Source organism: Vogesella aquatica, assembly GCF_028548455.1.
Taxonomy (GTDB): Bacteria; Pseudomonadota; Gammaproteobacteria; order Burkholderiales; family Chromobacteriaceae; genus Vogesella; species Vogesella aquatica.
In genome coordinates, this window is sequence record NZ_JAQQLF010000021.1 from 36426 (window position 1) to 62888 (window position 26463).

Genomic DNA, 26463 nt, shown 5'->3' on the forward strand with positions numbered 1-26463 from the left:
GTAGATCAATAAAGACAGAAAGCCGGGCGCTGCAGTGAGCGCCCGGCTAGATGGGGTGGATTATAAAAAATTCTGCGCAATAAAACTACTTGCCCGGCTCATCCTTGCCGTCTTCGCGCGCAGGCGGGTAGGCGGGGAAGCCAAAGCCGGTAAACATGGTACGTGCCTGCTCCTGCATGCGGTTCTGCATATCCAGAAACATATTGGTGCTCTGGTCCAGGTAGCTGGACATCATGTTCTGCATCGCCGGGCCCTGGAAATTCAGGAAATCGCCCCACAACTTGGCGCCCAGTAGCGGGTTATCGCCGTACATGGCCTTGGTTTGCTCCTGCATTTTTTGCTGCAGCTGCACAAAAACCTGCAGGTTTTTTTCCAGGAAGGGGCCCATCATGCCTTGCATGGCCTGGCCGTAGAAGCGGATGAACTGCGTCAGTACTTCGTAGCTGAACATCGGCGAGCCGCCGCTCTCCTCTTCCAGAATGATCTGCAGCAGTACGCCACGGGTAATGTCATCGTGGGTTTTGGCATCGACTACCTGAATGTCCACATTGTCCAGTACCAGCTGTTTTACATCGCCCAGCGTGATGTAGGAACTGGTGGCAGTATCGTACAGACGACGGTTCGGGTACTTCTTGATCACCCGTTTTTCTACGCTCATGAAACACTCTCCCAGCTTATCTGTTTTGTTGTGTGCCGCCACATTACCATAAATGCAACAGCCTAGAGCAAAACTCCTAGTCAGCCGGCCATCGCCACGCTAACATCCGATCAGCATTGTGCATCGCACAAAAACACCGCTTCAGACGGTGCGACCACAGAACACTGCTGCGCCCAACCATGCAATCAACATCTATTGTGTTACGAGGATCCCAGTATGACTACTTCTAACGAACAATTCGCCAAACTGTCCGCAAATGGCTTCGAAGCCGCTTTCCGCGTTGCACAAATCACACTGGATAGCGCAGAGCGCTTTGCCAAACTGAGCCTGGAGCTGTCCAAACAGACTCTGGAAGAAAACGTGAAGCTGGCTCGCGAGCTGGGCAGCGTGAAAGACCCGCAAGAAGCCCTGTCCCGCGTAAACAAACTGGCCGCACAAAACCTGGAACAAGCTGTAGCCAACAGCCGCAACGTTTACGACATCGTGTCGCAAACCCAGACCGAGCTGAGCAAAGTAGCCGAGAGCAATATCGCCGACTTGAACAAAACCCTGATCGGCAACGTTGAAGCTCTGACCAAAAATGCACCGGCTGGTTCCGAAGCTGCGGTCAACGCACTGAAATCCGGCCTGGCCGCCAGTGCTGCCGCCTTCAGCACCCTGAGCAAAGCCGGCCAGCAAGTCGCCGAGTTTGCCGACAGCAGCGTAAAAGCAGCCACCAGCGCCACCGCCGATGCGGTAAAAGCGGCCGCCAAGCGCACTGGCCCTACTGCCTGATCGCAGGTAGCCACCAGATAGAATCCCCGCCCGCTGGCGGGGATTTTTCTTTGCAGCGCACACGTAGTAGCTTGCCCGTGTAAGGGTTACAATGCGCAGCATCAAGCCAACGACTGGAAGCATTGCAGCATGAAAATCAGTAGCAATTTCGACGCAGGCAGCATCGATGTAGTAGCCATCAACGGATTTGAAGACATTCAATTGCGCATCCGTAAAGACAATGCCTCGGATTTTGCGCAATGGTTTTATTTCCGGCTGCAAGGCGCGGCATACGAAACCTGCCGCATCCGCTTTCTGGACATCCAGCACACTGCCTACCCCAAAGGCTGGGAAGGCTATCAGGCCGTCGCCTCTTACGATCGCGTCAACTGGTTCCGCGTACCTACCTATCTGGATGGCAACGAGCTGGTGATCGAGCACGCACCGCTGGCAGGCAGCATCTACTACGCTTATTTCGAGCCCTACTCCCACGAGCAGCACCTGAACCTGATCGGCATGGCGCAAAGTTCTGGCCTGTGCCAGGTAAGCGACCTGGGCTCTACCGTACAGCAGCGTGACATCAACCTGCTGACGATCGGCCACGAGGTCGAGTCTGACCTGAAAATCTGGGTTACCGCACGCCAGCATCCTGGCGAAACCATGGCCGAATGGTTTGTAGAAGGCTTCCTGACCCGCCTGCTGGATTCGCAGGACCCCACCTCGCGCGCCCTGCTGGACCGCGCCACCTTCTACGTGGTGCCCAATATGAACCCGGATGGCTCGGTACTGGGCAACCTGCGCACCAATGCCGCAGGTGCCAACCTGAACCGCGAATGGCTGAGCCCCAGCCTGGAAACCAGCCCCGAGGTTTACCATGTGCGCAACAAGATGCTGGAAACCGGCGTCGACCTGTATCTGGACATCCATGGCGATGAAGCCATTCCTTATGTCTTCGTGGCCGGTACCGAAGGCGTACCCAGCTACAGCCCGCGCATTGCCGAGCTCGAAGAACAGTTCAAGCAACAGCTGAAAGTGGCATCGCCCGACTTTCAGGATGAGCACGGCTATGCGCGCGACCAGCCGGGTGCGGCCAACCTGTCCATGGCCACCGCCTGGGTGGGCAACCAGTTCCAGTGCCTGGCTTACACACTGGAAATGCCGTTCAAAGACAACGACAACCTGCCGGACGACGATACCGGCTGGAATGGCCAGCGCAGCTTGCGCCTGGGCGAGGCAACACTCAGTGCCATTTATGGCGTACTCAAAGCCATACGCTAAACTCGCCTCACATTAAAAAAGCCGCTTTATGCGGCTTTTTTAATAGCGGGCTTCTACGATAGCGTTTTGATCAGCTCGATTTCAGCCTGGCACCAGTCCGTGCCTTTTTCCACCACCCGCCCCAGACTGATCAGGAATACTTTACCGCGCGCCACCATCTGGTACTGCTTGCCCATTGCATAAGTACCAATCGAAATCAGCACGGTATTGAGTTTCTTGCCCTCACGCAGCAGGGGCACAAACAGCGCTATTTCGCCCTGATTCCACACCATGTCGCTTGGTGTGGCCGGATCAACCGAGCGCCCCTCCTCCTGCCGCAAGGCTGCGGCAACCGGGCGATTGGTCAGGATATGCACCCCCAGATACAGCTTGTCCTGCCCGGGGCGCTGCAGGCGCCGCACCACCCCAAGTGACCAGTCATTCTCGCCACGCTGGCGAAAGCCGAGCAAGGTACCCAGTGCAACCCATTCATTCCCCTGAGCCGGCAAGCTCAAGCCCAGGCCGGTCTCACTGCGATTATCCACATCCCAGAACGGGAACTGCTCTTTTTGTTGCTGCTGCGGCGGTAAAACTTGCCGCTCGCGCCGGCGACTGGTGACAAAACCGTAGATACGCACTTCGTCAGCCGTATCGAAATTGTCGTCACCGCCTCCGGCACGCCGCGTATCTTCACGCGCTTTTTCTTCCTGCTCACGCACCAGCTTGTGCAACTGTGCAAAACGCTGCGCCACCTCGATCTGCTGGCTGTCCACACGAACGCGCTGGGCACGCTCATACAAATGAGGCCTGACCGACCACTCGCGACACAGATAGCGCAACAAGCCTGCATCCACGCCTGCCGTCATGATGGCCTTCAAGTCGGAAGGCACGGCACCAGACTCGAAAACAGACACCCAGCTCGTCAGCCGGTCAACAAGGTCTGCCGTACTCCACACACGCACATTGCCTTTAGGCAGAGCGTCGCGCACGCGGCCAGGTGGCAAGCCTGCGGAGAGATTAACCATAAAACTGGCATCTCCCTGGTAGTCCTGCCCCAGCGCCATACTGCTGGAGGTCTGCAGGGCGAGCTGGTAAGCGAAGCGGATCTGGCGAATGGCCAGGTTGCCGCTGGTGAGCGTAGACACCATCAGCAGCGACAAGTACAGGTCGTGAATGGTAGTAACATCCCCCTCGCCAAACAACTGCACCGGCACGACATCGATCTGATGCTGTTCGGCATAGGCAAACAGCTGGTTTGCATTGCGCCAGAACATTTCGTCCGGATGGAAGTGCCGATAGTATTGCCACAGGGCAAACTCGGTAAGGTAATGCATCATGCGCGCGATGACCGTCGGCAGCAGAATGCGTATCGAGGCCGCAGCGCGGTCGTCCGGGTCAAAACCCATAAAACGCTGGTACGCCGCCAGCACCTGCCTGCCGTAGCCCAGGATTTGCGCGCGCAGTTGCGCCTCAAGTGCCTTGGGCATGCGCGTGTTCAGTAAATACTGTTCGCACAGCTGCTTGTGATGCACGCAAATCAGCCGGTCAAGCTCCAGCACGGCCTCAAGGGCTTCTGGGCTATAGTTTTCGCTCTGGGCGTTAAACTGCATCAGTAGCTCGCTAACCTTCGCATGAGCTGCCGGGCCGGTTTCTCGCGTAAGTGGCGCATACCACTCACCGATCAGCTTGACAGAGTCAAGCGGATGCGAATTTTTTTTGCTGCCAAATGAGAAAAAATCAAGCTTGACCATAGGTTTGCGCACCAGCGTAAATATCAGCTGCACAGGATTCAATGCGCTGAGTATACGCGATGATCCGGCCACAAAAAACAAAACGCCATGCATCTGCATGGCGTTTTGTCTGGCGATACAACAGACTTATTTGATCTGCAGCGCTTCCAGTGCGTGGCCAGCATCGAGCCAGGCCACCACCCACAAGGGCTTGCGACCACGGCCAGTCCACGACAGGCTGGCATCGTCCGGGTGGCGGTACTTTGCCTCTACCGGCTTACGAGTGCTAGTAGCCGGCACAGAACCCAGCTTGGCAGATTTACTGGCGATATCTTCGATATCCAGGCCATGGGTGCGGATCAGCTCCAGCACTTGTTTGGCCGCTTTGGCTTTTTCTTCGCTTTCGCGACGACGAATTTCGGCGTCGACATCAGCACGCAGTTGCAGCAGTTCTGCAAAATCAACAGTAGACAGTTCCATTTACAACTCCCCTTGAATGAACAATATTAAACTTTAACTAAGTTAGTCACCCCGATAACTTTAGTCAAGCCTATATTGCACAATCAGCGCATTACAATCAATCAGCATCCGGCAGAATATAGGGCAAAGGCTGTTTTTCAATTACAGCATGTGGATTATGCTGCAATTGTGGCCGCCCTTCCCACGCTGTGTGCTGCAGTACCAACAGGCAAGCCACGCTGTCATCCGCCATTTCTGCCGCCAACACCACTCTGCCGATAACCTGCTCGCCGGTAGATGCCGTAATAATCGCGGCCCCTTCTTTTACACTGGCGCCCCGTACATTGGCACGGTACAAACGGCGCTTTACTTTGCCCAGATATTGCGTGCGCGCCACAATTTCCTGCCCGGGATAGCAACCCTTCTTGAAACTGATCCCGCCGAGCAATTCCAGGTTCAGCATTTGCGGCACAAACTCCTCAAAAGTCGCTTGCGAAACCCAACCCAGCCCGGCACGAATAAAAACATAATCCGCAGCCGCACTTCCAACCGGCTGCCGGCCGTGCTGCCAATGCATGGCCTGCAGCCGGCGTGCCAGGCGCAGCACAAGGCCATGCCCCATCGACAGCACCAGGCCGGACTCATCCAGCTCGACCAGGGCAGGCTGCACGGCCTGCGCATCTTGCTGCAGCCACAGGGCATACTGCTCGGTGACTGCGTCGATTTTTACTTTGGCACGCAAAACAAACATCCCCAGGCGACGGCGGAACCCCTCGGCAATATCCTTACGCAGCAACAGGTAATATTGCCCACCCACCCCTGCCAGAACAAAGCTAGCCTGCATACGCCCTTTGGCGTTGGAATAGCTACCCAATGTCACCCCACCGTCAGCAATCGCTGCCACATCACAAGAGAACTGTCCTTGCAAGAAAGTGGTGGCATCTTCGCCATGGATATGCAGCAAAGCATACTTGCTCAGCAATGAATAAGCCTGACCTGCGTCCACCGCGGCTAACTGCTGCGCATATGCCGGCAATTTCAGCTCGTCACCCTCGGTGATTTCACCCTGATTTTCCACTAGCCATTGTTCTATTAGCTGCTGCATCGCACACCTCAATAAGTATTGATCTAAGCAGGCACAGCATTCAGAATGCCTGAATCCTGCCGCCGAAAACAAATATATAAATCGTCACACCACCATGCCAAACACACACACAACCGCGACGCACCCGCTCGCCTATGCCCTGATGGCTATTTTACTGTGGTCATCCCTGGCCAGCCTGGGCACCTTCACCCAGCGCTTACCACCTTTTCTGGTGACCGCCATTGCACTGGCGATTGGCGCTTTGCTGAGCATCAGGCATATTGCGCAATGGCGCGTCCCGGTAAAAACCTTTATCACCGGTGTGGCCGGCATTTTCGGCTATCACTGCCTGTTATTCACCGCATTCCGCACTGCACCGGCGCTAGAGGCCAATTTGCTGAATTACCTGTGGCCCTTACTGATTGTGCTACTTAGCCCCGTTTTCAAGCTGGGCACGCTACGTTGGCCGCATATTATGGCGTCGTTGTGTGGCTTTTCCGGCGCGGCACTCATTGTAACCAAGGGCCAGCTACAGCTACCGGCAGTACTGCCGATAGGATTTGTTTTTGCCCTGGCGGCGGCCTTCACGTGGGCCTGCTACAGTTTGCAAACCCGTAAACTACCTGCCTTCCCCAATGCCGCAGTAGGCGGGTTTTGCCTGGCATCTGCCGTACTGGCGGGCCTGTGCCACCTGGCTTTCGAGCCTTCCATCGTGCCGGACACGCAGGAATGGCTTGCACTGCTGGCCATGGGTATCGGGCCGCTGGGGCTATCGTTCTTCTTCTGGAATATCGCCATGAAATCGGCAGACCCACGCCAGATAGGCGCCCTGTCTTATCTTACCCCTCTGCTCTCCACCATGACGCTGGCCGCCAGCGGGCTGGGTAGCATGAACCGCACCAGCTGGATCGCCGCGGCGCTCATACTGGGCGGCGCCATCATGGGTAGCCTGGCAGGGCGTAAAACACAGGCGTGAAAACAGACCACCCAGGCAGCGCAGTGACAAAGCGCCGCCTGGGTGGCAGATATTCTAACGAGGCTTGTTCGAGACAAACACCAGCAAAGTGCAGGGTTATTTCATGCTGCGGCGGTAAACGCGCTGCGCGCCGCGCACTGCATTGAGCGGGGCGGTACTGAGCTGGGTAGAGGCGAAGTGGTGTATCTGGCGCGAGGCACGGCTCGCGATCATACAGCCGGACAAGCCGGCATCCAGGGGCATGAAGCACGGCGCCAGCGCACGCGGTGTCTTGTCCAGGTACTGCAACCATTGTTTTTGCTGCGAACCTACCCAGCGCTCGCCCAGCACCAGCAGCTCGTGGTTGATGTCGGCCGATACCTGCATCATGGCCGCACCGGACTGCAATGTATCTTCCAGCCGCTGATTGATCTGCTGGTGATTGAATGGCACATCGTCCAACGCGCGCGGGTAAAAATGGCGCAGATAATCTGCCTGAGCGGCCATCCAGCGCTGCTGCGCGCGCTGGCACACATCCAGATACTGCTGCAATACCTTGACCATATCGACTCCTGCCCGGGGTTTACCCTGTCAAACCAGCTGCCACACGGCGGACAATTCGCTTACCAGCACAGACAAAACCGGATCAGCGGCCTTGTCTGCAGAAAACACAAACTGCAACTCGGCACTCTTGACGATATCCGGCACGACTTCAAGCTGGCCACGCGCTTCAGCCAGCAGGGCATCCTGCTCGCGAATGAGTGACAAGCCCACACCAGCCTTGACCAGCTCTATCGCCGTGAAGAGGTTATCGCACTCTGACACTTTCTTCGGGGAAATATTCAGCTCGCGCCATAATTCGCTGACAATTTTGGACAAACTGGAAAACTGGGAAATACCTACCCAGGGCAAACGGCCAAGCTCTTTGGGGTTGGCCGCATTGATACGGGCCAGCCAGCCAGGCGGGGCAACAATGCGTAATGGCAGATGATCCAACAGCACAGTGTGTACGTTGGCGTAAGGGTTTTTGCCCAGGTAAAAGCCGCCATCCAGCTCTTTTTTGCGTACCGCATTGAGCACGTCACCCGTCACCCCCTGGTGCAAGCAGACTTCCAGCAAGGGGTAGCGTTCTGCAATGCGCACCACCAGCTCGCCCACACGCAAGATATCAGGGGTCAGGGTAATGCCCAGTTGCACCTTGCCACTAAGCTGGCCTTTCAGCCCCCGGGCATGATTCAACAACTGACGGGCAGCGGCCAGGATATCCTGCGCCTGCGGCAACAGCTCTTGTCCGGCCAGGGTCAGCACCACACCGCCGGCCGTACGCTCGAACAGGGGCATACCCACTTCTTCTTCAATTGCCTTGATCTGCGCCGTCACCGCCGGCTGGGACAAATGCAAGACTTCAGCAGCCTGTGTCAGGTGGCCTTGCTGCGCCACCGTCACAAAGGTCCTCAGCTGATAGATTTCCATCCCTGTACTGCCCTCTAGATTAGCTTGCGCATCAGGCACGCGCGGCGCCTGTTTATTTCGATAAGTAGGTGATCATTCTGGACAAGCCCCTGCCGTGCGACAAGGGCTGTGTCACAAAAAGATGCATAGAAATCGCTTATGTCATGCATCAATAAAGCAAATGCTCGACTGCAAGCCGTTGTTAGCAGTAGGTTTTTTTCAACCTCCATGCCAAACCTTATCCGCCACATCAGAAAAAACGATTAGCAGCCCCCTGCACCAAAGTCGTAATTTCCCCTCAGCGATTACTGTTTTTCCGCAGTTCGCGACAAACAAAGGAGGAAACAATGAACGAGGACATCCTGAAACGGGTGCAAGCCAATCCGAAGTTCGCAGAACTGGTCCAGAAGAGATCCAGCCTCGGATGGCTACTCAGCATCGTCATGCTGGCAATCTACTACGGCTTCATCCTGGTACTTGCCTTCTCGCCGGCCACATTGGGCGCGTCGCTGTCTGGCGGCGTCACCACAGTTGGCATTCCGGTGGGTATTTTCATCATTGTGTCGGCGTTTGTATTGACCGGCATCTATGTTCGCAAAGCCAACACCGAGTTTGATCAGCTCAATCAGCAGATTGTCGAGGAGGCGAAACAATGAAAAGCTGGATGAAATCCACCGCACTTGCCTCGCTGAGCTTGCTGCCGGCAGTTGCCATGGCAGCAGGCGCGATCGATGGTGACGTGCAGAAACAGGCCACCAACTGGACGGCCATCATCATGTTCCTGCTGTTTGTTTCCGGAACACTCTACATCACCTACTGGGCAGCACGCCGCACCCAGTCCGCCTCCGACTTCTACACCGGCGGTGGTGGCATTACCGGCTTCCAGAACGGCCTGGCCATTGCGGGGGACTACATGTCCGCTGCGTCCTTTCTGGGCATTTCCGCCATGGTGTTCGAAAAGGGCTACGACGGCCTGATCTACTCCATGGGCTTCCTGGTGGGCTGGCCTATCATCCTGTTCCTGGTCGCCGAGCGCCTGCGCAACCTGGGTAAGTTTACCTTTGCCGACGTAGCTTCCTATCGCCTGCAACAAACCCCGGTACGTACCTTTGCTGCTACCGGCACGCTGGTGGTGGTAGCGCTGTACCTGATCGCGCAGATGGTTGGTGCCGGCAAACTGATCCAGCTGCTGTTCGGCCTGAACTACAGCACCGCGGTGATCCTGGTAGGCGTGCTGATGGTGCTGTACGTGATGTTCGGCGGCATGCTGGCCACCACCTGGGTACAAATCATCAAGGCCTGCATCTTGCTGTCTGGCGCCACCTTCATGGCCTTTATGGTGATGGCTTCTGTTGGCTTCAGCCCGGAAACCCTGTTCCAGAAAGCCACTGAAGTCCACGCCAAAGGCCTGGCCATCATGTCCCCAGGCAAAGCAGACCCGATCGATTCCATCTCGCTGGGCCTGGCCCTGATGTTTGGTACCGCTGGCCTGCCGCACATCCTGATGCGCTTCTTCACCGTGAGTAACGCCAAAGAAGCCCGTAAATCGGTGTTCTACGCTACCGGCTTTATCGGCTACTTCTACATCCTGACCTTCATCATCGGTTTCGGCGCCATCGTACTGGTACTGAACCAGCCGGCCTTCATGGAAACCATCGTGAAAGACGGCAAGCCACTGACCCAGCTGATGGGTGGCAACAACATGGCTGCGATTCACCTGTCGCACGCTGTGGGCGGTGACCTGTTCTACGGCTTTATCTCCGCTGTGGCATTTGCCACCATCCTGGCTGTGGTTGCCGGCCTGACCCTGTCTGGCGCATCGGCCGTATCGCACGACCTGTACGCGTCGGTCATCAAGAAAGGCAAGGCTAACGAGAAGGACGAGATGCGCGTATCCAAGATCACCACACTGGCACTGGGCGTGATCGCCATTGTGCTGGGCCTGGTGTTCGAGAAACAGAACATCGCCTTCATGGTGGGCCTGGCCTTCTCGATCGCAGCATCGGCCAACTTCCCGGTACTGTTCCTGTCCATGTTCTGGAAAGGCCTGACTACCCGCGGCGCCGTCATTGGTGGTGCCATCGGCCTGGTGTCTGCCGTGGTCATGATCGTTCTGGGGCCGGCAGTATGGGTAGACGTAATGGGCCACGCCAAAGGTTCGGCACCGTTCCCGTACAAAAACCCTGCCCTGTTCTCCATGAGCCTGGCCTTCTTCTTTACCTGGTTGTTCTCCGTACTGGATACCTCCAAAGCCGCAGAAGAAGAAAAAGCCAAGTTTGACGCACAGTTTGTCCGCTCCATGACCGGTATCGGTGCATCGGGCGCCTCGAAACACTAAGCCTTACCCATAGCAAAGGCCGCACCGTTCGCGGTGCGGCCAACCAAAGAGATAATTAAGGAGCCACTATGTCTACCCTCGAATCGATCCTGAAGGAAACCCGCAGCTTCCCACCCAGCGAAGACTTCCGCCGCAAGGCCACTGTCTCGGGGATGGATGCCTACAACGCCCTGTGCGAACAAGCTGACGACCACTACCTGTCCTTCTGGGGTGACCTGGCGCGCGAACTGATTACCTGGAAAAAACCGTTTTCCCGCGTGCTGGATGACAGCAATGCCCCGTTCTTCAAATGGTTTGACGACGGCGTGCTGAACGTTTCCTACAACTGCCTGGACCGCCACCTGGCGGTAAACGCCAACAAGATTGCGCTGATTTTTGAAGCTGACGACGGTGAAGTCACCCGCGTCACCTACTCCGAATTGCACCGTCGCGTGTGCCAGTTTGCCAACGGCCTGAAGAGCCAGGGTATCGGCAAAGGCGACCGCGTCGTGATTTACATGCCGATGGTGATTGAAGCCATCGTGGCCATGCAGGCCTGCGCCCGTATCGGCGCCATCCACTCCGTGGTATTTGGCGGCTTCTCTGCCGGTGCCGTACGTGACCGCATCCAGGATGCTGGCGCCAAAGCCGTGATTACCGCCAACGAAGGCCTGCGCGGCGGCAAAACCGTGCCACTGAAAGCCACCGTAGACGAAGCCCTGGCCATGGAAGGTTGCGAATCCATCAGCACCGTGGTGGTCTACCAGCGTACCAACGGCGGCGCCAACTGGGCAGAAGGCCGCGACGTATGGTGGCACAAGCTGATCGAAGGCCAGGCCGAGTACTGCGAACCCGAATGGATGAACGCCGAAGACCCGCTGTTCATCCTGTACACCTCCGGCTCAACCGGCAAGCCCAAAGGCATCCAGCACAGCAGCGCCGGCTACCTGCTGGGCGCACTGAACAGCTTCCGCTGGGCGTTCGACTACAAGCCGAACGACGTGTACTGGTGCACCGCCGACGTGGGCTGGATCACCGGCCACTCCTACATCTGCTACGGCCCGCTGGCCAACGGCGCCACCCAGGTGGTGTTTGAAGGCGTACCGACCTACCCGGATGCCAGCCGTTTCTGGAGCATGATCGAGAAGCACAAGGTTTCCATTTTCTACACCGCGCCTACTGCTATCCGCTCGCTGATCAAGCTGGGCGCCGACCTGCCAAAACAGTTCGACCTGTCCAGCCTGCGTATCCTGGGCACCGTGGGCGAGCCGATCAACCCGGAAGCGTGGATGTGGTACTACGAAGTCGTTGGCGGCGGCCGCTGCCCTATCGTGGACACCTGGTGGCAAACCGAAACCGGCTCCGCCATGATCGCCCCGCTGCCGGGTGCGGTACCGACCAAACCGGGCTCTTGCACCCTGCCACTGCCGGGCATCATCGCCGACATCGTGGATGAATCCGGCGCGCAGGTAGAGCCGGGCCGTGGTGGCTTCCTGGTGATCAAGAAACCGTTCCCGTCGCTGGTACGTACCATCTGGAACGATCCGGACCGCTTCAAGAAAACCTACTTCCCGGACGAATTCAACGGCCAGTACTACCTGGCGGGCGACTCGGCCAACCGCGACGAAAACGGCTACTTCTGGATCATGGGCCGTATCGATGACGTACTGAACGTGTCCGGCCACCGCCTGGGCACCATGGAGATCGAGTCGGCGCTGGTGGCCAACCCGCTGGTGGCCGAGGCTGCCGTGGTGGGCAAACCGCACGACATCAAGGGCGAAGCCGTGGTGGCCTTCGTGGTACTGAAAGGCAACCGTCCGCAAGGCGAAGAAGCCAAGAAAGTAGCCGCCGAGCTGAAGAGCTGGGTAGCACACGAGATTGGCAAGATCGCCCAGCCGGACGACATCCGCTTTGGTGAAAACCTGCCCAAGACCCGTTCCGGCAAGATCATGCGCCGCTTGCTACGCTCCATCGCCAAGGGCGAGGAGATCAGCCAGGATACGTCCACCCTGGAAAACCCGCAGATCCTGGCCCAGCTGCAAGAAGCGGCGACCTGATCTGTTGCAGTAAACGGCCTGCGCTGCGGCGCAGGCCTTGCCGGGCAGCTACCCGGCGTCAGTATCCCTGTAGTAGATGTGCTGTTTTACCCTCCTTGGCCGCGCGCGTGCTGCAATCACCGCGCGGCATTTTTACGCCCGCGTGCCGGCACCGCCGGCATCATCGCCCGGGTGCGGCCAACCCTGCGGGAATCAAGGTTGAAGCGTGGCAGCCTTATCAAGGATAATTCGTCCATTAACGCCACCTCCCCCCCTCAATGGACCTCGGACATTATTTGCTTATCCTGGTCAGCACCGTACTGGTCAACAACGTGGTGCTGGTCCGTATCCTGGGGCTATGCCCTTTCATGGGCGTTTCCAGAAAGCTGGAAGCCGCCATCGGCATGGGCGCCGCCACCACCTTTGTCCTGACGCTGGCTGCCGGCAGCAGCTATCTGGTGAACCAGCTGCTGCTTGCGGCCAACCTGGAATTCCTGCGCACGCTGTCCTTCATCGTCATCATTGCCGGCATCGTGCAGTTCACCGAGATGGTGATCCACAAGACCAGCCCGGTGCTGTACCAGGTGCTGGGCATCTACCTGCCGCTGATTACCACCAACTGCGCGGTGCTGGGCATCCCGCTGCTCAACGCCCAGCTGCAGCACAGCTTTGCCGAGTCGCTGGTATTCGGCTTTGGCAGCGCGCTGGGCTTTAGCCTGATCCTGATCCTGTTTGGTGCCATGCGTGAGCGCCTGGAAGGCGCAGACATCCCCGCGCCGTTCCAGGGCAATGCTATTGCACTGCTTACTGCCGCGCTGATGAGCCTGGCCTTTATGGGCTTCGGAGGCCTGACACGATGACAACCCTGCTTTATGCGCTACTGGTAATGGTAGCGCTGGCCCTGCTATTGGGCGCCATCCTCGGCTACGCCTCGGTGCGCTTCAAGGTAGACGCCGACCCGCTGGTCGACAAAATCGATGACATTCTGCCGCAGACCCAGTGCGGCCAATGCGGCCACCCCGGCTGCCGCCCCTACGCCGAGGCCATCGCCAGCGGCGACGAAGACATCAACAAATGCCCGCCGGGCGGCGAAGACGGCATCCGCAAGCTGGCCGAGCTGCTGGGCGTGGACTTCAAACCGTTCGACGCCGGCGCTGCGCAGCCCAAGCCCAAAGCCGTGGCGCTGATCGACGAAGCCACCTGTATCGGCTGTACGCTGTGCATCCAGGCCTGTCCGGTGGACGCCATCCTCGGCTCGGCCAAGCAGATGCACACCATCATCGCCAGCGAATGCACCGGCTGCGAGCTGTGTCTGCCACCCTGCCCGGTGGACTGCATCCGCATGATTCCGCACGGCACCGACCTCACCAACTGGAAATGGCGCTACCCCACCATTCCCATCAAGGCGGTGAAGCCATGAGTCGGCTGTACGACTTTCACGGCGGCATCCACCCGCCGCAGCATAAAGACGCTGCCACCGGCAGCCCGATCCAGGCGCTGCCCTTGCCGCCGCTGCTGCACATCGCACTGGCGCAAAGCGTGGGCAATGCGGCGCGGCCCACCGTGGCCGTGGGCCAGCACGTGCGCAAGGGCGAAACCCTGGCCGAGCCGGATGGCCGCCTGTCCGCCGCCGTGCACGCGCCGACGTCGGGTACCATCACCGCCATCGGTCCACACCCGTTTGCCCACCCATCCGGCCTGCCGGTAGACACCCTCACGCTGCAGCCGGACGGCCTGGACGAATGGCAGCCGCGCCAGCCGCTGGACTGGCAGCAAGCCGACGGCACCGCGCTGCGCAAGCACCTGCAGGCCATGGGCGTGGTCGGCCTGGGCGGTGCGGCATTCCCCACCCACCTGAAGCTGGCCGCCGGCCAGCTCGCCACGCTGGTGGTGAACGGTGCCGAGTGCGAACCGTTCATCAGCTGCGACGACTTGCTGATGCGCGAGCGCGCCACCAGCATTGTCGACGGCATCCGTATCGCTGCACATGCGCTGCAAGCCGGCGAGGTGCTGATCGGTATCGAAGACAACAAGCCGCAAGCCATCGCTGCCATGCAGGCCGCCTGCGCCGGCACCGCGTACCGCGTGGTGAGCATCCCCACCAAATACCCCAGCGGCGGCGCCAAGCAGCTGATCCGTATCCTGACCGGCATCGAAGTGCCGCACGGCACCCGCGCCACCGACCTGGGCGTACAGTGCCTGAATGTAGGCACGCTGTACGCCATCGCCCGCGCCGTACTGCACGGCGAACCGCTGCTCAGCCGCATCGTCACCGTTACCGGCGCCGTCACCCGTGCGGCCAACTACGAGGTGGCCATCGGCACGCCGCTGGCCTGGCTACTACAACAGGCCGGCATTTCCGACCCGGGCACCGACGTGATCATGGGCGGCCCGATGATGGGCATTACCCTGCCCGACCTGGCCGCCGGCCTGCCCAAAGCCGGCAACTGCCTGATCGCCAAGAGCGCCGCGCTGTTCCCGCCGCGCCCGGCAGAGCAGGCCTGCATCCGCTGCGGCGACTGCGCCAGCGCGTGCCCGGCCGAGCTGCAACCGATGGACCTGTTCTGGTTTGCCAAGTCGCGCCAGTTCGGCAAAGCGCAAGAACGCCACCTGTTCGACTGCATCGAATGCGGCGCCTGCAGCTATGTGTGCCCCAGCCAGATCCCGCTGGTGGACTACTACCGCTTTGCCAAGAGCGAGATCTGGACCGCCGAGCGCGACAAGAAAAACGCCACCCTGGCGCGTCAGCGCCACGAATTCCGCCAGTTCCGCATAGAGCGCGACAAATCGGAAAAAGCCGCACGCATCGCGGCACGCGCCGCCGAGCAGGCCGCCAAGCTAGCCACGCAAGCGGCCACCCCGGTAGCAGCCAGCACCGCCGCCGCCAGCGGCATGGACGACGCCAAAAAAGCGGCCATCGCAGCGGCACTGGCGCGCGCGGCGGCACAAAAAGAAGCCAAACCGCTGTCCGAGCAACACACCAGCGGCCTGGACGACGCCAAGCAGGCCGCGATACAGGCCGCTATGGCCCGCGCTGCCGCCCGCAAAGCCGCCGCCGAAGCGGCAAAAGCCGGCGATGCGGCCAACCCTGACCGCGCGGCCACTGCCACCCCGGCACAAACCGGCATGGACGATGCCAAACGCGCCGCCATCGAAGCCGCCATGGCACGCGCCGCTGCACGCAAAGCCGCCGCCCAGTCCGCGCAAGCCGATAACACAGCTGCGGCCAACCCCGACAGCGCCGCCACCGCCACGACGTCGCAAACCGGCATCGACGACGCCAAACGCGCGGCCATCGAAGCCGCGATGGCCCGCGCTGCCGCCCGCAAGGCGGCTGCCGCCGAGGCCAAGAAAGACGCCGCACCATGAGCATTCACGCTACCCATATCGCCCGCCCTGTCACCGTGTCGCGGGTGATGCTGAAAGTACTGGCCGCCCTGCTGCCCGGCATTGCCGTGTCAGCCTATTGCTTTGGCCCCGGCGTACTGCTGCAGCTGCTGTTGGCCACTGTCACCGCGCTGGGTGCCGAGGCCGCTGTACTGCGGCTGCGCCAGCGCCCGGTTACCCCGGCGCTGGCCGACTTGTCGGCGGTGGTCACCGCCTGGCTGCTGGCGCTGTCGATGCCGCCGCTGGGTGCCTGGTGGATGATCGTACTGGCCACGCTGTTTGCCATCGTACTGGGCAAGCAGGTATACGGCGGCCTGGGCCATAACCCGTTCAACCCGGCCATGGTCGGCTTTGCGGTGATGATCGTGTCGTTCCCGGCGCAGATGGCGGCCTGGGGCACGCCGTTGACCACGCTGGACGCCGCTGCGCAGCTGCAGTGGATCGTCACCCATACGCTGCCGGCCGGCAGCAACCTGGACGCCATTTCCAGCGCCACGCCGCTGGACGTGCTGAAAACCGGCCTGCTGCAAGGCGGGCAAACGGCCGGCCAGCTGCTGCAACAGCCGCGCTTCGGCCACTGGGGCAATGCTGGCGGCGAATGGGTGGCGCTGGCGTGGGCGCTGGGCGGCCTGTGGCTGTGGCAGCAGAAGCTGATCCCGTGGCGCACGCCGTTGGCGATGCTGGCCGGCGTGCTGGCCGTCAGCCTGCCGCTGTGGCTGTGGCAGCCGGCGCACTACGCCAGCCCGCTGTTCCATCTGCTCAACGGCGCCACCCTGCTGGCGGCCGGCTTTATCGTTACCGACCCGGTCAGCGGCAGCACCACGCCGCTGGGCAGGCTGATCTTCGGCTTTCTGGTGGGCGTGCTGATGGTGGTGATCCGTGTATTCGGTGGCTTCCCCGACGCCGTGGCGTTTGCCGTGCTGATCATGAATATGGCGGTGCCGTTTATCGACCAAACTACCCAGCCGCGCGTGTTCGGCCGCAAAGGGGGCCGCCATGCGTAATGCTGCCGCCCAGGCGCGCCGTAGTGCGCTGACGCTGGCCGCCTTTGCCGCCAGTGCCACGCTATTGCTGGCAGGCACCTGGCTGGCCACGCATCAGCAAGTCGCCGCCAACGAGGCGGCCACGCGCGCCGCGCTGTTGGCACAGGCCTTGCCGGCCGGCAGTTTCGACAACAACCTGGCCACCAGCGCGGTGCCGCTGCCGGCGGCCATCGCACAGCAACTGGCACAGCGCGATGCGGCCAACGTTTACCTGGCGCGCCGTAACGGCCAGCTCAGTGGCGTGGTGCTGGAAGCCGCCGCCGCCAACGGTTACGGCGGCCGCATCGAATTGCTGGTCGGCATCGCCCGCGACGGCACGGTGCAAGGCGTGCGCGTCGTGAGCCACCGCGAAACACCAGGGCTGGGCGACTACATCGACCTGGCCGTCAGCCCGTGGGCACGCCAGTTTGCCGGCAAGCCGGCCACCAGCCGCTGGGCGGTGAAAAAGGATGGCGGCGATACCGATTATGTCAGCGGTGCCACCATCTCCGCCCGCGCTGTCAGCGCGGCGGTAGCACGCTGCAGCGATTACTACCGCACGGCGCAAGCGCGCCTGCTGCAAGGACAACCATGAGCAATACCCCATCGGTGTGGCAAGACATCGCCCGCAAGGGCCTGTGGCAGCAAAACGCCGGCCTGGTGCAGCTGCTGGGCCTGTGCCCGGTGCTGGCCATCAGCAATAACGTAGTCAACGCGCTGGCGCTGGGCCTGGCCACCACGCTGGTGACGGCGCTGTCCAGCGCCACCGTGTCCAGTGTGCGGCACTGGGTGCCGCACACTATCCGCAACCCGGTGTTCATCATGATCATCGCCAGCCTGGTGACCTGCGTCGACCTGGCCATGAACGCCTGGCTGCACGAGCTGTACCTGGTGCTGGGCATTTTCATCCCGCTGATCACTACCAACTGCATCGTGATGGCGCGCGCCGAGGCGTTTGCCTCGCGCCAGCCGGTGCGCGAGGCAGCGTGGGACGGCGCCATGATGGGCCTGGGCCTCACCGGCGTGCTGGTGGCGCTGGGCGCGCTGCGCGAGCTGCTGGGCAAGGGCACGCTACTGGCCGGCGCCGACAAGCTGCTTGGCCCCGCCGGCCAGCAGCTGACGCTGCATCTGGCCGGAGCGGATTACCAATTCCTGCTGATGCTGCTGCCCCCGGGCGCTTTCCTGGGGCTGGCCCTGCTGATTGCTGGCAAGAACGTACTGGATGCCCGCGCACGCCAGCGCGCAGCCGCTGCGACCTACCCAGCCCCCGACGCCGAAGCGAGCCCCGCGCCATGAACAAGACCATACGCCAGCAAATCTTTGCCCGCCTGCAGGCCCACAACCCGCACCCCACCACCGAGCTGGAATACGACACGCCGTTCCAGCTACTGATCGCCGTGCTGCTGTCGGCGCAGGCTACCGACGTGGGCGTGAACAAAGCCACCCGCGTGCTGTTCCAGGTAGCGCCCACGCCGGACAAAATGTACGCGCTGGGCGTGGCCGGGCTGGAGGCATACATCAAGACCATCGGCCTGTACCGCACCAAGGCCAAGAACAGCATCGAAACCTGTCGCATCCTGCTGGCACAGCACGGTGGCGAGGTGCCGGAAAGCCGCGAAGCACTGGAAGCGCTGCCAGGGGTTGGCCGCAAAACCGCCAATGTGGTGTTGAATACCGCCTTCGGCCACCCCACTATCGCGGTAGACACCCATATCTTCCGCGTCAGCAACCGCACCCGGCTGGCACCGGGCAAAGACGTACGCGAAGTGGAGGACAAACTGTTACGTTTTGTGCCCGCCGAATACAAACAGGACGCGCATCATTGGCTTATCCTGCACGGGCGCTACGTTTGCAAAGCCAGAAAGCCCGACTGCGAACGCTGCGTCATTGCAGACCTCTGCGAATATCCGGCAAAACCGCTATGATGATCGCCTGTTGATTGATTTTTACTGTCATCGCTGCCCGCCAGCGATAAACGAATCTAAAAGGATTGCCCAGGTGAACGCCTGCACACGCTTGGCCCTCATCACCGCTGTCGCCCTGTCTGTAGGGGGTTGCGGCAAAATCGAAGCACTGTTCAAGGACGACAAGGGCGCGCCCGTGGCCGTACCGGCCAAGGCCGACGGCAGCGTGGCCATGTTGCTGCCCGACTTTACCCAGCTGGTAGAGCGCGAAGGCCCGGCAGTAGTCAATATCCAGGCCATGCGCGCCGAAGCGCGCGCCAGCCAGAGCGACAACCCCTACCCGGTACCGGAAGACGACCCGTTCTACGAATTCTTCCGCCGCTACATGCCCAACCCGAACCAGCAGCAGGAAACCCCGCAGCCTTCGGAAAGCGTATCTTTCGGTAGCGGCTTCATCATCACCGATGACGGCTACATCCTGACCAACGCCCACGTCGTTACCGGCAGCAGCCAGATCAAGGTCATGCTCACCGACAAGCGCGAAATGCGCGCCAAGCTGGTAGGCCTGGATAAACGCACCGACGTGGCCGTGCTGAAGATCGACGCGGCCAACCTGCCCACGGTCAAAACCGGCACGCCAGACGAGCTGAAAGTGGGCGAGTGGGTAGCCGCCATCGGTGCGCCATTCGGCTTTGAAAACACCGTTACCGCCGGCATCGTATCGGCCAAAGGCCGCAGCCTGCCGGACGAAAGCTATGTGCCCTTCATCCAGACCGACGTAGCCATCAACCCGGGTAACTCCGGCGGCCCGCTGTTCAACCTGAAAGGCGAAGTAATCGGCATCAACTCGCAGATCTACAGCCGCAGCGGCGGTTTCATGGGGATCTCGTTTGCCATTCCGATCGACCTGGCAATGAAGGTCGCCGACCAGCTCAAAGCCAAAGGCAAAGTAAGCCGTGGCCAGCTGGGCGTACATATCCAGGAAGTGTCGCAAGAGCTGGCGCAGTCCTTCGGGCTGGACCGTGCCCGTGGTGCACTGGTGGTACGCGTGGAGCCGTCCGGCCCAGCCAGCCGCGCCGGCGTGCAGATTGGTGACATCATCCTGCGCCTGAACGGCCAGAACGTGGAAAGCTCGCGCGACCTGCCGCGCATGGTGGGCGACCAGCCGCCAGGTGCGCAGATCAAGCTGGGTGTATGGCGCAAAGGCAAAGAGCAGAATATCGATGCCACCCTGGCCGAGCTGGCCCCCGAGCAAGCCCAGGCCTCGCCAGAGCAAAGCCAGCCGGCCGTGCCGCAAAGCTACCAGTTCGGCAAGCTGGGCCTGACGCTATCCGAGCTGAGCGCCAGCGACAAGCAGGAGCTGGGCATCCGTGGCGGGCTGTTTGTGCAAAAGGTGCAGGGCCTGTCCGCCCGTGCCGGCCTGCAGCATGGTGACATCATCATCGGCCTGAACCAGGTAGAGGTCACCACGGTAAAAGGCTTCGAAAAAGCCCTGAACGACGCCCGCGGCAATATTGCCCTGCTGGTGAGACGTGGCGACAGCACGCTGTTTGTGCCGCTACGCATGAACTGATTTCCAGCCGCCGCCAGGCGGCTTTTTTACGCCGGTACGGTATGGCCGACTATACGGCCAACCTCCCGGCGGCGCTTGAAACAAAGGAGAATCCATGAGCTTTCTGACAACCGACCTGTACGACGCCCACGAAGGCCGCGTAGCCGTGCTGGAGCCCATGCTGAAGAGCTACGGCGGCAAGCCGCGCTTTAGCGGGCAAATCGTGACCCTGAAGCTGTACGAAGACAACACCCTGGTACGCGAGATGCTGGCCGAGCCCGGCGCGGGCAAGGTGCTGGTGGTAGACGGCGGCGGCTCGAAGCGCTGCGCCCTGCTGGGCGACCAGATTGCCGAGCTGGCGGTGAAAAACCAATGGGAAGGCGTGGTGATCTACGGCTGCATTCGCGACTCGGTCGCCATCGGTGCGCTACCGCTAGGCGTACGCGCGCTGGATACCAACCCGAAAAAGTCGGTAAAACGCAACGAAGGCACACGGAACCTGGTGCTGAACTTTGCCGGTGTGGACTTCACCCCAGGCCACTGGCTCTACGCCGATGAAGACGGCGTGCTGCTCTCGGCTGTCGCCTTGCTCTGATAAGGCTGCGCCTGGCGGTGACGCGGGTGCGCCGGCAGCAGCGGGGACAGGCTGTCGCGCACCCACAGCAGCATCTGGTCGGCCCAGGTATGGTCTTCCGGCGCCAGCAGCTCGGGCTGATCCAGCGTGGCCGCCGTGATGTCGATCTCGTCCGGCGAGGCTTCGTGGCGGTAGCTCAGCGTAGTACCGCACTGCGGACAAAAACCACGCTTCACTCCCAGCGACGAATGGTACAGGCGCAACTCGCCCTGCCATTGCAGATCGATACTGCGCACGGTGAACCAGGTAACAAAGGGCGCACCACTGGCCTTGCGGCACGACGCGCAGTGGCAATGGGTGACATGGTAAGGTTGGCCGCGAAAACGGTAACTTACCGCACCGCACAAGCATCGTCCCTGCATAGCCGCCACCTTTCCATAGAAATCACTCACTTTGCACTATAGCCAAGCTGGCACGCCAGTAACAGTGACGCAGTGCAATAAATTAATGCCCAAAAAAAAAGACAGCCACTGGCTGTCTTTTCCTTATGTGCGGCCAACCTTAGGCAGGCTGTACCGGCGTCGCGCCTTTTACTTCGGTGATAGTGTTCTTCTCATCCACAAACACCAGCTTGGGGCTGTGGCCGGCCAGCTCGCTGTCCTCATAGGCGGCAAAGCTGGCGATGATCAGCAGGTCGCCCGGGGCAGCGCGGCGCGCGGCCGAGCCATTTACCGAAATGGTACCCGAGCCACGCTCGGCGCGGATGGCGTAGGTGGCAAAGCGCTCGCCATTGGTCACGTTCCAGATCTGGATTTCTTCGTACTCGCGAATGTCTGCCGCTTCCAGCAGGTTTTCGTCGATCGCGCACGAGCCAATGTAATGCAGCTCGGCATGGGTAGTGGTAACACGGTGAAGCTTGGATTTCAGCATGGAACGCTGCATGGTTTTTTCCTGTTACTGGCGCTGCTAGATCAGCGCGTTACTTCGATATTGTCGATCAGGCGGGTACGGCCCAGGCGGGCAGCGGCTAGCACCACCAGGCGTGGCTCGCCGGCGTGGGCGACTTCCAGCGTGTCGGCCTGGCGCACCTCGATATAGTCCACACGCCAGCCGTGCGCGGCCAGGTCGTCGGCGGCAGCTTTTTCCAGCACCGCGTAACGGTTGTCACCGGCCAGCAGCGCATCGCGGATGGCAGACAGATGGCGGTACAGGCGCGGCGCCTCGGCGCGCTCTTCGGCGCTCAGGTAGCCATTGCGCGACGACAGCGCCAGGCCATCGTCGGCACGGCCGGTGTCTACCGGCACGATCTCGATCGGCATGTTCAGGTCGTCCACCATGGCACGGATCACGTGCAGCTGCTGGAAGTCTTTCTTGCCGAAACAGGCCACGTCAGCCTGCACGATGTTGAACAGCTTGCTCACCACGGTGGCAACGCCACGGAAGTGGCCGGGGCGGAAGGCACCGCACAGCTCGTTCTGGATATGCGGTGGCTCTACGTTGAAGTCTTGCTTGATGCGCGGGTACAGCTCGCGCTCGTCCGGGAAGAACAGCACGTCCACACCGGCGGCTTCCAGCTTGGCACAGTCGGCCTCGAAGGTGCGCGGGTAGGCGTCGAAGTCTTCGCCCTGGCCAAACTGCAGGCGGTTAACAAAAATGCTGACTACCACTTTGTCTGCATGCTGGCGGGCTGCTTCTACCAGGGCCAGATGGCCGGCGTGCAGGTTGCCCATGGTGGGGACAAAAGCCAGGCGGCCAGCGGTTTTGCGCCAGGCGCGCAGCTGGGCGATGCTACGAATGATTTGCATGGTACTCACTCAGTGAGGGCTCATGGCCCGGCGCTGCGGCACGGGCCCTGGCGTGTAACTCAGAAACAGTGCTCGGGCGCCGGGAAGCTGCCGTCCTTGACCGCGCTGACATAGGCACCGACGGCGCCCTGGATGCTTTGCGCCTCATCCATGAAGTTCTTCACGAAACGGGCTTTCTTGCCCGGGAACACGCCCAGCACGTCGTGCAGTACCAGCACCTGGCCGGACACATCCGGGCCGGCACCAATGCCGATGGTCGGCACGCTGATGCTCTCGGTAACGCGCTTGGCCAGCGCGGCAGGCACGCACTCCATCAGCACCATGCTGGCACCGGCCTCGGCCAGAATGCGCGCTTCCTCGACAATACGCTCGGCGTCGCTCTCGCTCTTGCCCTGTACCTTGTAGCCACCAAAAGCGTTGACGAACTGCGGGGTAAGGCCGATATGGGCGCATACCGGCACGCCGCGCTGCACCAGGAAGCGTACGGTATCAGCCATGAAGGCACCGCCTTCGAGCTTCACCATGTGGGCACCGGCCTGCATCAGGCGTGCCGAGCTGGCAAAAGCTTGCGCCGGGCTTTCCTGATAGGCACCAAACGGCAGGTCGGCCAGAATCAGGGCGCGCTGGCTGCCGCGGGCCACACAGCGGGTGTGGTAGGCCATTTCGTCCATGGAGACAGGCAGGGTGGAACCTTCCCCGCGGATCACCATGCCCAGCGAATCGCCGATCAGCATGATATCGACCCCGGCGCTATCGAGCAGGCTGGCAAAGCTGGCGTCGTAGCAGGTCATCATGGCGATTTTTTGCCCCTCGGCCGCCATGCTGTGCAGGGTGTTAACGGTGACTTTCATGTCTTTTATCCTTGTTGCTTCTTCCGGTTGCGCGTTGTCCAGCTTGTGGCCGGGCGCGCCCAGGGCTTTATATGCCCTTGTTGAAGTAACTGCGCTGGCCACGCATCTCGCTGATGCAGCGCAACAATAGCCCGAAATCTTCTTCACCTTCAACCAGATCAAGATGGTCGGTGTTGACGATCAGGAGCGGAGCCGCCTCGTAGGCGTGAAAAAAGGTACTGTAGGCTTCGTGCATGCGCTGCACATAGCCTTCCGGCATCGCAATCACTTCGCCAGCGGCGGCACGTGCGGCCAACCTTTTGCTGACGGTTTCGGGTGATGCCTGCAGGTAAATGACCAGGTCGGGTACCGGGTGCTCGGGCAGGAAGCGCTGCACGATGCGCTGGTACAGCGCCAGCTCGTCTTTATCCAGCGTCTGCGCCGCGAACATGGCGTCCTTGTCGAACAGGAAGTCGGATACCAAGGGCGCCGCCAGCATATCGCCGTGCAGCATGGCTTGCGCCGCATCGGCGCGCTGCATCAGAAAGCTCAGCTGGGTAGAAAATGCGTGGTACGGCGGGTGACGGTAAAAACGCTCCAGAAACGGGTTCTGCTCTGCGTCCTCCGCCAACAGGCGGATTTGCCAATAGTCCGCCAGGCGGCGTGCCAGCTGCGATTTACCGCACGCTATCGGGCCTTCTACCACCACATATCGCAAATTCGACATAGCTAGCTCCTGTCTAAGCCAAACGTTTTACGCCCGCCGGGTCCAGGCCGGCAGCAATATCCGCCGCAGCACCGTGCGCGCCCACCTGCATATCGGCGGCCATTTCCGCCAGCGGCAGCATCACAAATGCGCGCTGATGCATACGCGGGTGCGGCAGGGTCAGAAAGGCGGTGTCCAGCACCACGCCCTCTACCAGCAGCAGGTCCAGGTCCAGTACGCGCGGGGCGTTGCGGAAGGTGCGCACGCGGCCAAAAGTCTGCTCGACCTCCAGCAATGCGGCCAACAGCGCCTGCGGCGCCAGCGTGGTTTCCACCTCGCACACGGCATTGATGAAGTCCGGCTGGTCGGCATAGCCTACTGGCGCTGTCTGATAGCAGGAAGAACGGCGCAGCAAGGCCACGCCGGGCAGCGCGGCAATAGCAGCCAGCGCGGCCTCCACTTGCTGCACCGGGTTTTCCAGGTTACTGCCTAGCGCAATAACGGCACGGCTCACTCGGCACTACCTTCGGTGGGGCGGGCATTGGGTTTGCGACGACGGCGGCGCTTCTTGCGCTCGGCACTGTCGCCATTGGCGGCTGGCGGCGCATGGCGGGCTTCTTCTACCAGCAGCTGGCGGTCAGCGTGGTCGGCGTGCTGGAACTCGGCCCACCACTGCACCATCTCGCGGGGCACGTCGCCGACTTCGGCGCGCAGGCAATAGAAATCGAAGGCAGCACGGAAGCGCGGCTGCTCCAGGAAACGGAACGGGCGGGCCCCGTTGCGGTTGTCAAAGCGCGGCTGTAGCGCCCAGATCTCGCGCATGGTGGCGGAGAAGCGGCGCGGGATGGCAAAGTCTTCATCCTGCAGCGATTCGACTTCGGCCATGGCCTCCATCAGCGCGGCAATGGATTTCTCGCCATCGGCAGTGCGGGCTTTCCAGCGGTTGTTTACCTGTGCCCACAGCAATGCGGCCAACATGAAGCCTACCGACACCGGCTTGTCGGCACGAATGCGCTCGTCGGTGCTGGCCAGCGCCAGCTTCAGGAAGGCTTCGCCGCCCTCTTCGTCCATCACGGCGTCCAGCAGCGGGAAAATACCGCGCGACAGCCCCTCGTCACGCAGCTTTTTCAGGCAAGCGTAGGCGTGGCCGGAATGCAGCAGCTTGAGCAGCTCGTCAAACAGCCGCGCAGGCGGCTCGTTTTTCAGCAGATGGGCGTGCGAGGCAATCGGCTTGCGCGTGTGTTCGTCGATCTCGAAACCCAGCTTGGCCGCCAGGCGCACGGCACGCAGCATGCGCACCGGGTCTTCCTGGTAGCGGCGCGCCGGCTGGCCGATCATCACCAGCTTTTTCGCCTGCAGGTCTTTTACCCCATGGTGATAGTCGATGATGGTTTCATCGGTGGGGTTATAGAACAGTGCATTCACGGTAAAGTCGCGGCGCAAGGCGTCTTCGGACTGGTTACCGTAAGTGTTGTCCGCCATGATGCGGCCGGTTTCATTGGTCTTGCCCGCCTCCCCACCGCGGAAGGTCGTCACCTCGATGGTTTCGGGGCCCATCATCACGTGCACAATGCGGAAGCGGCGACCGATAATGCGCGAGCGGCGGAATATATGGTGCACCTCTTCCGGCGTGGCACTGGTGGCCACGTCAAAATCCTTGGGCGATACGCCCAGCAGCAAGTCGCGCACCGCCCCGCCTACCACAAAGGCACTGTGGCCGGATTCTTGCAGCCGCGATACCACACGCAAGGCAGCATGGCTGAGGGCATCGCGGCGCACGCCGTGCTGTGCCAGCGATAGCACACGCGGCTTGGGTTTGTTGCGGCCGATGCCGGTTGGCAGGTCGAAAACGCGGCTGATCAGTTTGCGAATCATCAGGAACAGTATCTGGAAGAAGGTGGGAGGCAGCGGTCGCTACCCGGATTCAAGCGGGGGATTATAGCCCGATATTCTGCGCATTCTCCAGCATTGTGCCAAGACGG

The 26463-nt window shown here is 60.9% G+C and carries 28 protein-coding genes; 15 read left to right on the forward strand and 13 right to left on the reverse strand.

Features of this window, described 5'->3' with window-relative positions; all coding sequences use genetic code 11:
* Nucleotides 1-85: 85 nt before the first annotated feature.
* Complete coding sequence (phaR, locus tag PQU95_RS14985) at nt 86-658, reverse strand: polyhydroxyalkanoate synthesis repressor PhaR (RefSeq protein ID WP_147684224.1); 573 nt, start codon at nt 656-658, stop codon at nt 86-88.
* Nucleotides 659-874: 216 nt separating this feature from the next.
* Between phaR and PQU95_RS14990 the strand changes: the two genes are divergently transcribed.
* Together PQU95_RS14990 and PQU95_RS14995 are read left to right on the forward strand one after the other, a co-directional pair.
* Nucleotides 875-1432 (forward strand): phasin family protein, encoded by a 558-nt coding sequence (locus PQU95_RS14990; protein ID WP_272752755.1) that lies wholly within the window; start codon nt 875-877, stop codon nt 1430-1432.
* A gap of 129 nt (nt 1433-1561) precedes the next feature.
* The gene (locus PQU95_RS14995; protein ID WP_272752756.1) at nt 1562-2689 is read left to right on the forward strand and encodes a M14 family metallopeptidase; all 1128 of its coding nucleotides are present in this window, start codon (nt 1562-1564) and stop codon (nt 2687-2689) included.
* 53 nt (nt 2690-2742) lie between these two features.
* Here the strand turns inward: PQU95_RS14995 and PQU95_RS15000 are convergent, their stop codons facing one another.
* The 3 genes from PQU95_RS15000 to ygfZ all read right to left on the reverse strand — a co-directional run bounded on the left by PQU95_RS15000 (nt 2743) and on the right by ygfZ (nt 5962).
* Nucleotides 2743-4518 (reverse strand): cyclic-di-GMP receptor FimW-related protein, encoded by a 1776-nt coding sequence (locus PQU95_RS15000; protein WP_272752757.1) that lies wholly within the window; start codon nt 4516-4518, stop codon nt 2743-2745.
* A gap of 27 nt (nt 4519-4545) precedes the next feature.
* Entirely contained in the window at nt 4546-4878 is a 333-nt protein-coding gene (locus PQU95_RS15005; RefSeq protein ID WP_272752758.1) for an H-NS histone family protein, read from the reverse strand.
* A 97-nt stretch (nt 4879-4975) separates the two neighbouring features.
* Nucleotides 4976-5962, reverse strand: coding sequence for a CAF17-like 4Fe-4S cluster assembly/insertion protein YgfZ (gene ygfZ, locus PQU95_RS15010; protein WP_272752759.1), 987 nt, complete (start codon nt 5960-5962; stop codon nt 4976-4978).
* 142 nt (nt 5963-6104) lie between these two features.
* Between ygfZ and PQU95_RS15015 the strand changes: the two genes are divergently transcribed.
* Nucleotides 6105-6917, forward strand: coding sequence for a DMT family transporter (locus PQU95_RS15015; RefSeq protein ID WP_272752760.1), 813 nt, complete (start codon nt 6105-6107; stop codon nt 6915-6917).
* Between the two features lie 96 nt (nt 6918-7013).
* Here the strand turns inward: PQU95_RS15015 and PQU95_RS15020 are convergent, their stop codons facing one another.
* Together PQU95_RS15020 and PQU95_RS15025 are read right to left on the reverse strand one after the other, a co-directional pair.
* On the reverse strand, nt 7014-7460 hold the full coding sequence (locus PQU95_RS15020; RefSeq protein WP_147695721.1) for a hypothetical protein: 447 nt from the start codon (nt 7458-7460) through the stop codon (nt 7014-7016).
* 27 nt (nt 7461-7487) lie between these two features.
* On the reverse strand, nt 7488-8369 hold the full coding sequence (locus tag PQU95_RS15025; RefSeq protein ID WP_272752761.1) for a LysR family transcriptional regulator: 882 nt from the start codon (nt 8367-8369) through the stop codon (nt 7488-7490).
* Nucleotides 8370-8695: 326 nt separating this feature from the next.
* On the opposite strand from PQU95_RS15025, the gene PQU95_RS15030 reads away from it, so the two are divergent.
* From PQU95_RS15030 to rraA, 12 genes are all read left to right on the forward strand, one after another.
* Entirely contained in the window at nt 8696-9004 is a 309-nt protein-coding gene (locus PQU95_RS15030) for a DUF485 domain-containing protein (RefSeq protein ID WP_147695722.1), read from the forward strand.
* An 8-nt stretch (nt 9005-9012) separates the two neighbouring features.
* Entirely contained in the window at nt 9013-10686 is a 1674-nt protein-coding gene (locus PQU95_RS15035) for a cation acetate symporter (protein ID WP_373321410.1), read from the forward strand.
* A gap of 68 nt (nt 10687-10754) precedes the next feature.
* Nucleotides 10755-12722: an acetate--CoA ligase gene (gene acs, locus PQU95_RS15040; RefSeq protein ID WP_272752763.1), complete on the forward strand. Its 1968-nt coding sequence runs from the start codon at nt 10755-10757 to the stop codon at nt 12720-12722.
* A gap of 275 nt (nt 12723-12997) precedes the next feature.
* Nucleotides 12998-13561, forward strand: a complete 564-nt coding sequence (gene rsxA, locus PQU95_RS15045; RefSeq protein WP_272752764.1) for an electron transport complex subunit RsxA — start codon at nt 12998-13000, stop codon at nt 13559-13561.
* A complete protein-coding gene (rsxB, locus tag PQU95_RS15050) occupies nt 13558-14121 on the forward strand; it encodes an electron transport complex subunit RsxB (protein ID WP_272752765.1) in 564 nt (187 codons plus the stop codon). The genes rsxA and rsxB overlap by 4 nt, the downstream gene beginning before the upstream one ends.
* Nucleotides 14118-16070 carry an electron transport complex subunit RsxC gene (rsxC, locus tag PQU95_RS15055; RefSeq protein WP_272752766.1) on the forward strand — a complete coding sequence of 651 codons (1953 nt, stop codon included), beginning with the start codon at nt 14118-14120 and terminating at the stop codon, nt 16068-16070. The genes rsxB and rsxC overlap by 4 nt, the downstream gene beginning before the upstream one ends.
* On the forward strand, nt 16067-17092 hold the full coding sequence (locus PQU95_RS15060) for an RnfABCDGE type electron transport complex subunit D (protein WP_272752767.1): 1026 nt from the start codon (nt 16067-16069) through the stop codon (nt 17090-17092). Before rsxC ends, PQU95_RS15060 begins: the two co-directional genes overlap by 4 nt.
* Nucleotides 17085-17705 carry an electron transport complex subunit RsxG gene (rsxG, locus tag PQU95_RS15065; RefSeq protein ID WP_272752768.1) on the forward strand — a complete coding sequence of 207 codons (621 nt, stop codon included), beginning with the start codon at nt 17085-17087 and terminating at the stop codon, nt 17703-17705. The genes PQU95_RS15060 and rsxG overlap by 8 nt, the downstream gene beginning before the upstream one ends.
* Nucleotides 17702-18406: an electron transport complex subunit E gene (locus tag PQU95_RS15070; protein ID WP_272752769.1), complete on the forward strand. Its 705-nt coding sequence runs from the start codon at nt 17702-17704 to the stop codon at nt 18404-18406. The genes rsxG and PQU95_RS15070 overlap by 4 nt, the downstream gene beginning before the upstream one ends.
* Nucleotides 18403-19035 (forward strand): endonuclease III, encoded by a 633-nt coding sequence (gene nth, locus PQU95_RS15075; RefSeq protein WP_272752770.1) that lies wholly within the window; start codon nt 18403-18405, stop codon nt 19033-19035. Before PQU95_RS15070 ends, nth begins: the two co-directional genes overlap by 4 nt.
* A gap of 73 nt (nt 19036-19108) precedes the next feature.
* A complete protein-coding gene (locus PQU95_RS15080; protein ID WP_272752771.1) occupies nt 19109-20587 on the forward strand; it encodes a DegQ family serine endoprotease in 1479 nt (492 codons plus the stop codon).
* A gap of 94 nt (nt 20588-20681) precedes the next feature.
* Complete coding sequence (gene rraA / locus PQU95_RS15085; RefSeq protein WP_272752772.1) at nt 20682-21161, forward strand: ribonuclease E activity regulator RraA; 480 nt, start codon at nt 20682-20684, stop codon at nt 21159-21161.
* On the opposite strand, the gene PQU95_RS15090 is transcribed toward rraA, so the two are convergent.
* From PQU95_RS15090 to pcnB, 7 genes are all read right to left on the reverse strand, one after another.
* Nucleotides 21113-21562 (reverse strand): GFA family protein, encoded by a 450-nt coding sequence (locus tag PQU95_RS15090; RefSeq protein ID WP_272752774.1) that lies wholly within the window; start codon nt 21560-21562, stop codon nt 21113-21115. The genes rraA and PQU95_RS15090 overlap by 49 nt on opposite strands.
* Nucleotides 21563-21701: 139 nt before the next feature.
* Nucleotides 21702-22082 (reverse strand): aspartate 1-decarboxylase, encoded by a 381-nt coding sequence (gene panD / locus PQU95_RS15095; protein WP_272752775.1) that lies wholly within the window; start codon nt 22080-22082, stop codon nt 21702-21704.
* Between the two features lie 29 nt (nt 22083-22111).
* On the reverse strand, nt 22112-22945 hold the full coding sequence (gene panC, locus PQU95_RS15100) for a pantoate--beta-alanine ligase (protein WP_272752776.1): 834 nt from the start codon (nt 22943-22945) through the stop codon (nt 22112-22114).
* Between the two features lie 59 nt (nt 22946-23004).
* Nucleotides 23005-23796, reverse strand: a complete 792-nt coding sequence (panB, locus tag PQU95_RS15105) for a 3-methyl-2-oxobutanoate hydroxymethyltransferase (RefSeq protein ID WP_272752777.1) — start codon at nt 23794-23796, stop codon at nt 23005-23007.
* A 67-nt stretch (nt 23797-23863) separates the two neighbouring features.
* Complete coding sequence (locus PQU95_RS15110) at nt 23864-24502, reverse strand: deoxynucleoside kinase (RefSeq protein WP_272752778.1); 639 nt, start codon at nt 24500-24502, stop codon at nt 23864-23866.
* A gap of 13 nt (nt 24503-24515) precedes the next feature.
* Entirely contained in the window at nt 24516-24995 is a 480-nt protein-coding gene (folK, locus tag PQU95_RS15115; protein WP_272752779.1) for a 2-amino-4-hydroxy-6-hydroxymethyldihydropteridine diphosphokinase, read from the reverse strand.
* The gene (gene pcnB / locus PQU95_RS15120) at nt 24992-26356 is read right to left on the reverse strand and encodes a polynucleotide adenylyltransferase PcnB (RefSeq protein ID WP_272752780.1); all 1365 of its coding nucleotides are present in this window, start codon (nt 26354-26356) and stop codon (nt 24992-24994) included. Before pcnB ends, folK begins: the two co-directional genes overlap by 4 nt.
* Nucleotides 26357-26463 lie beyond the last annotated feature (107 nt).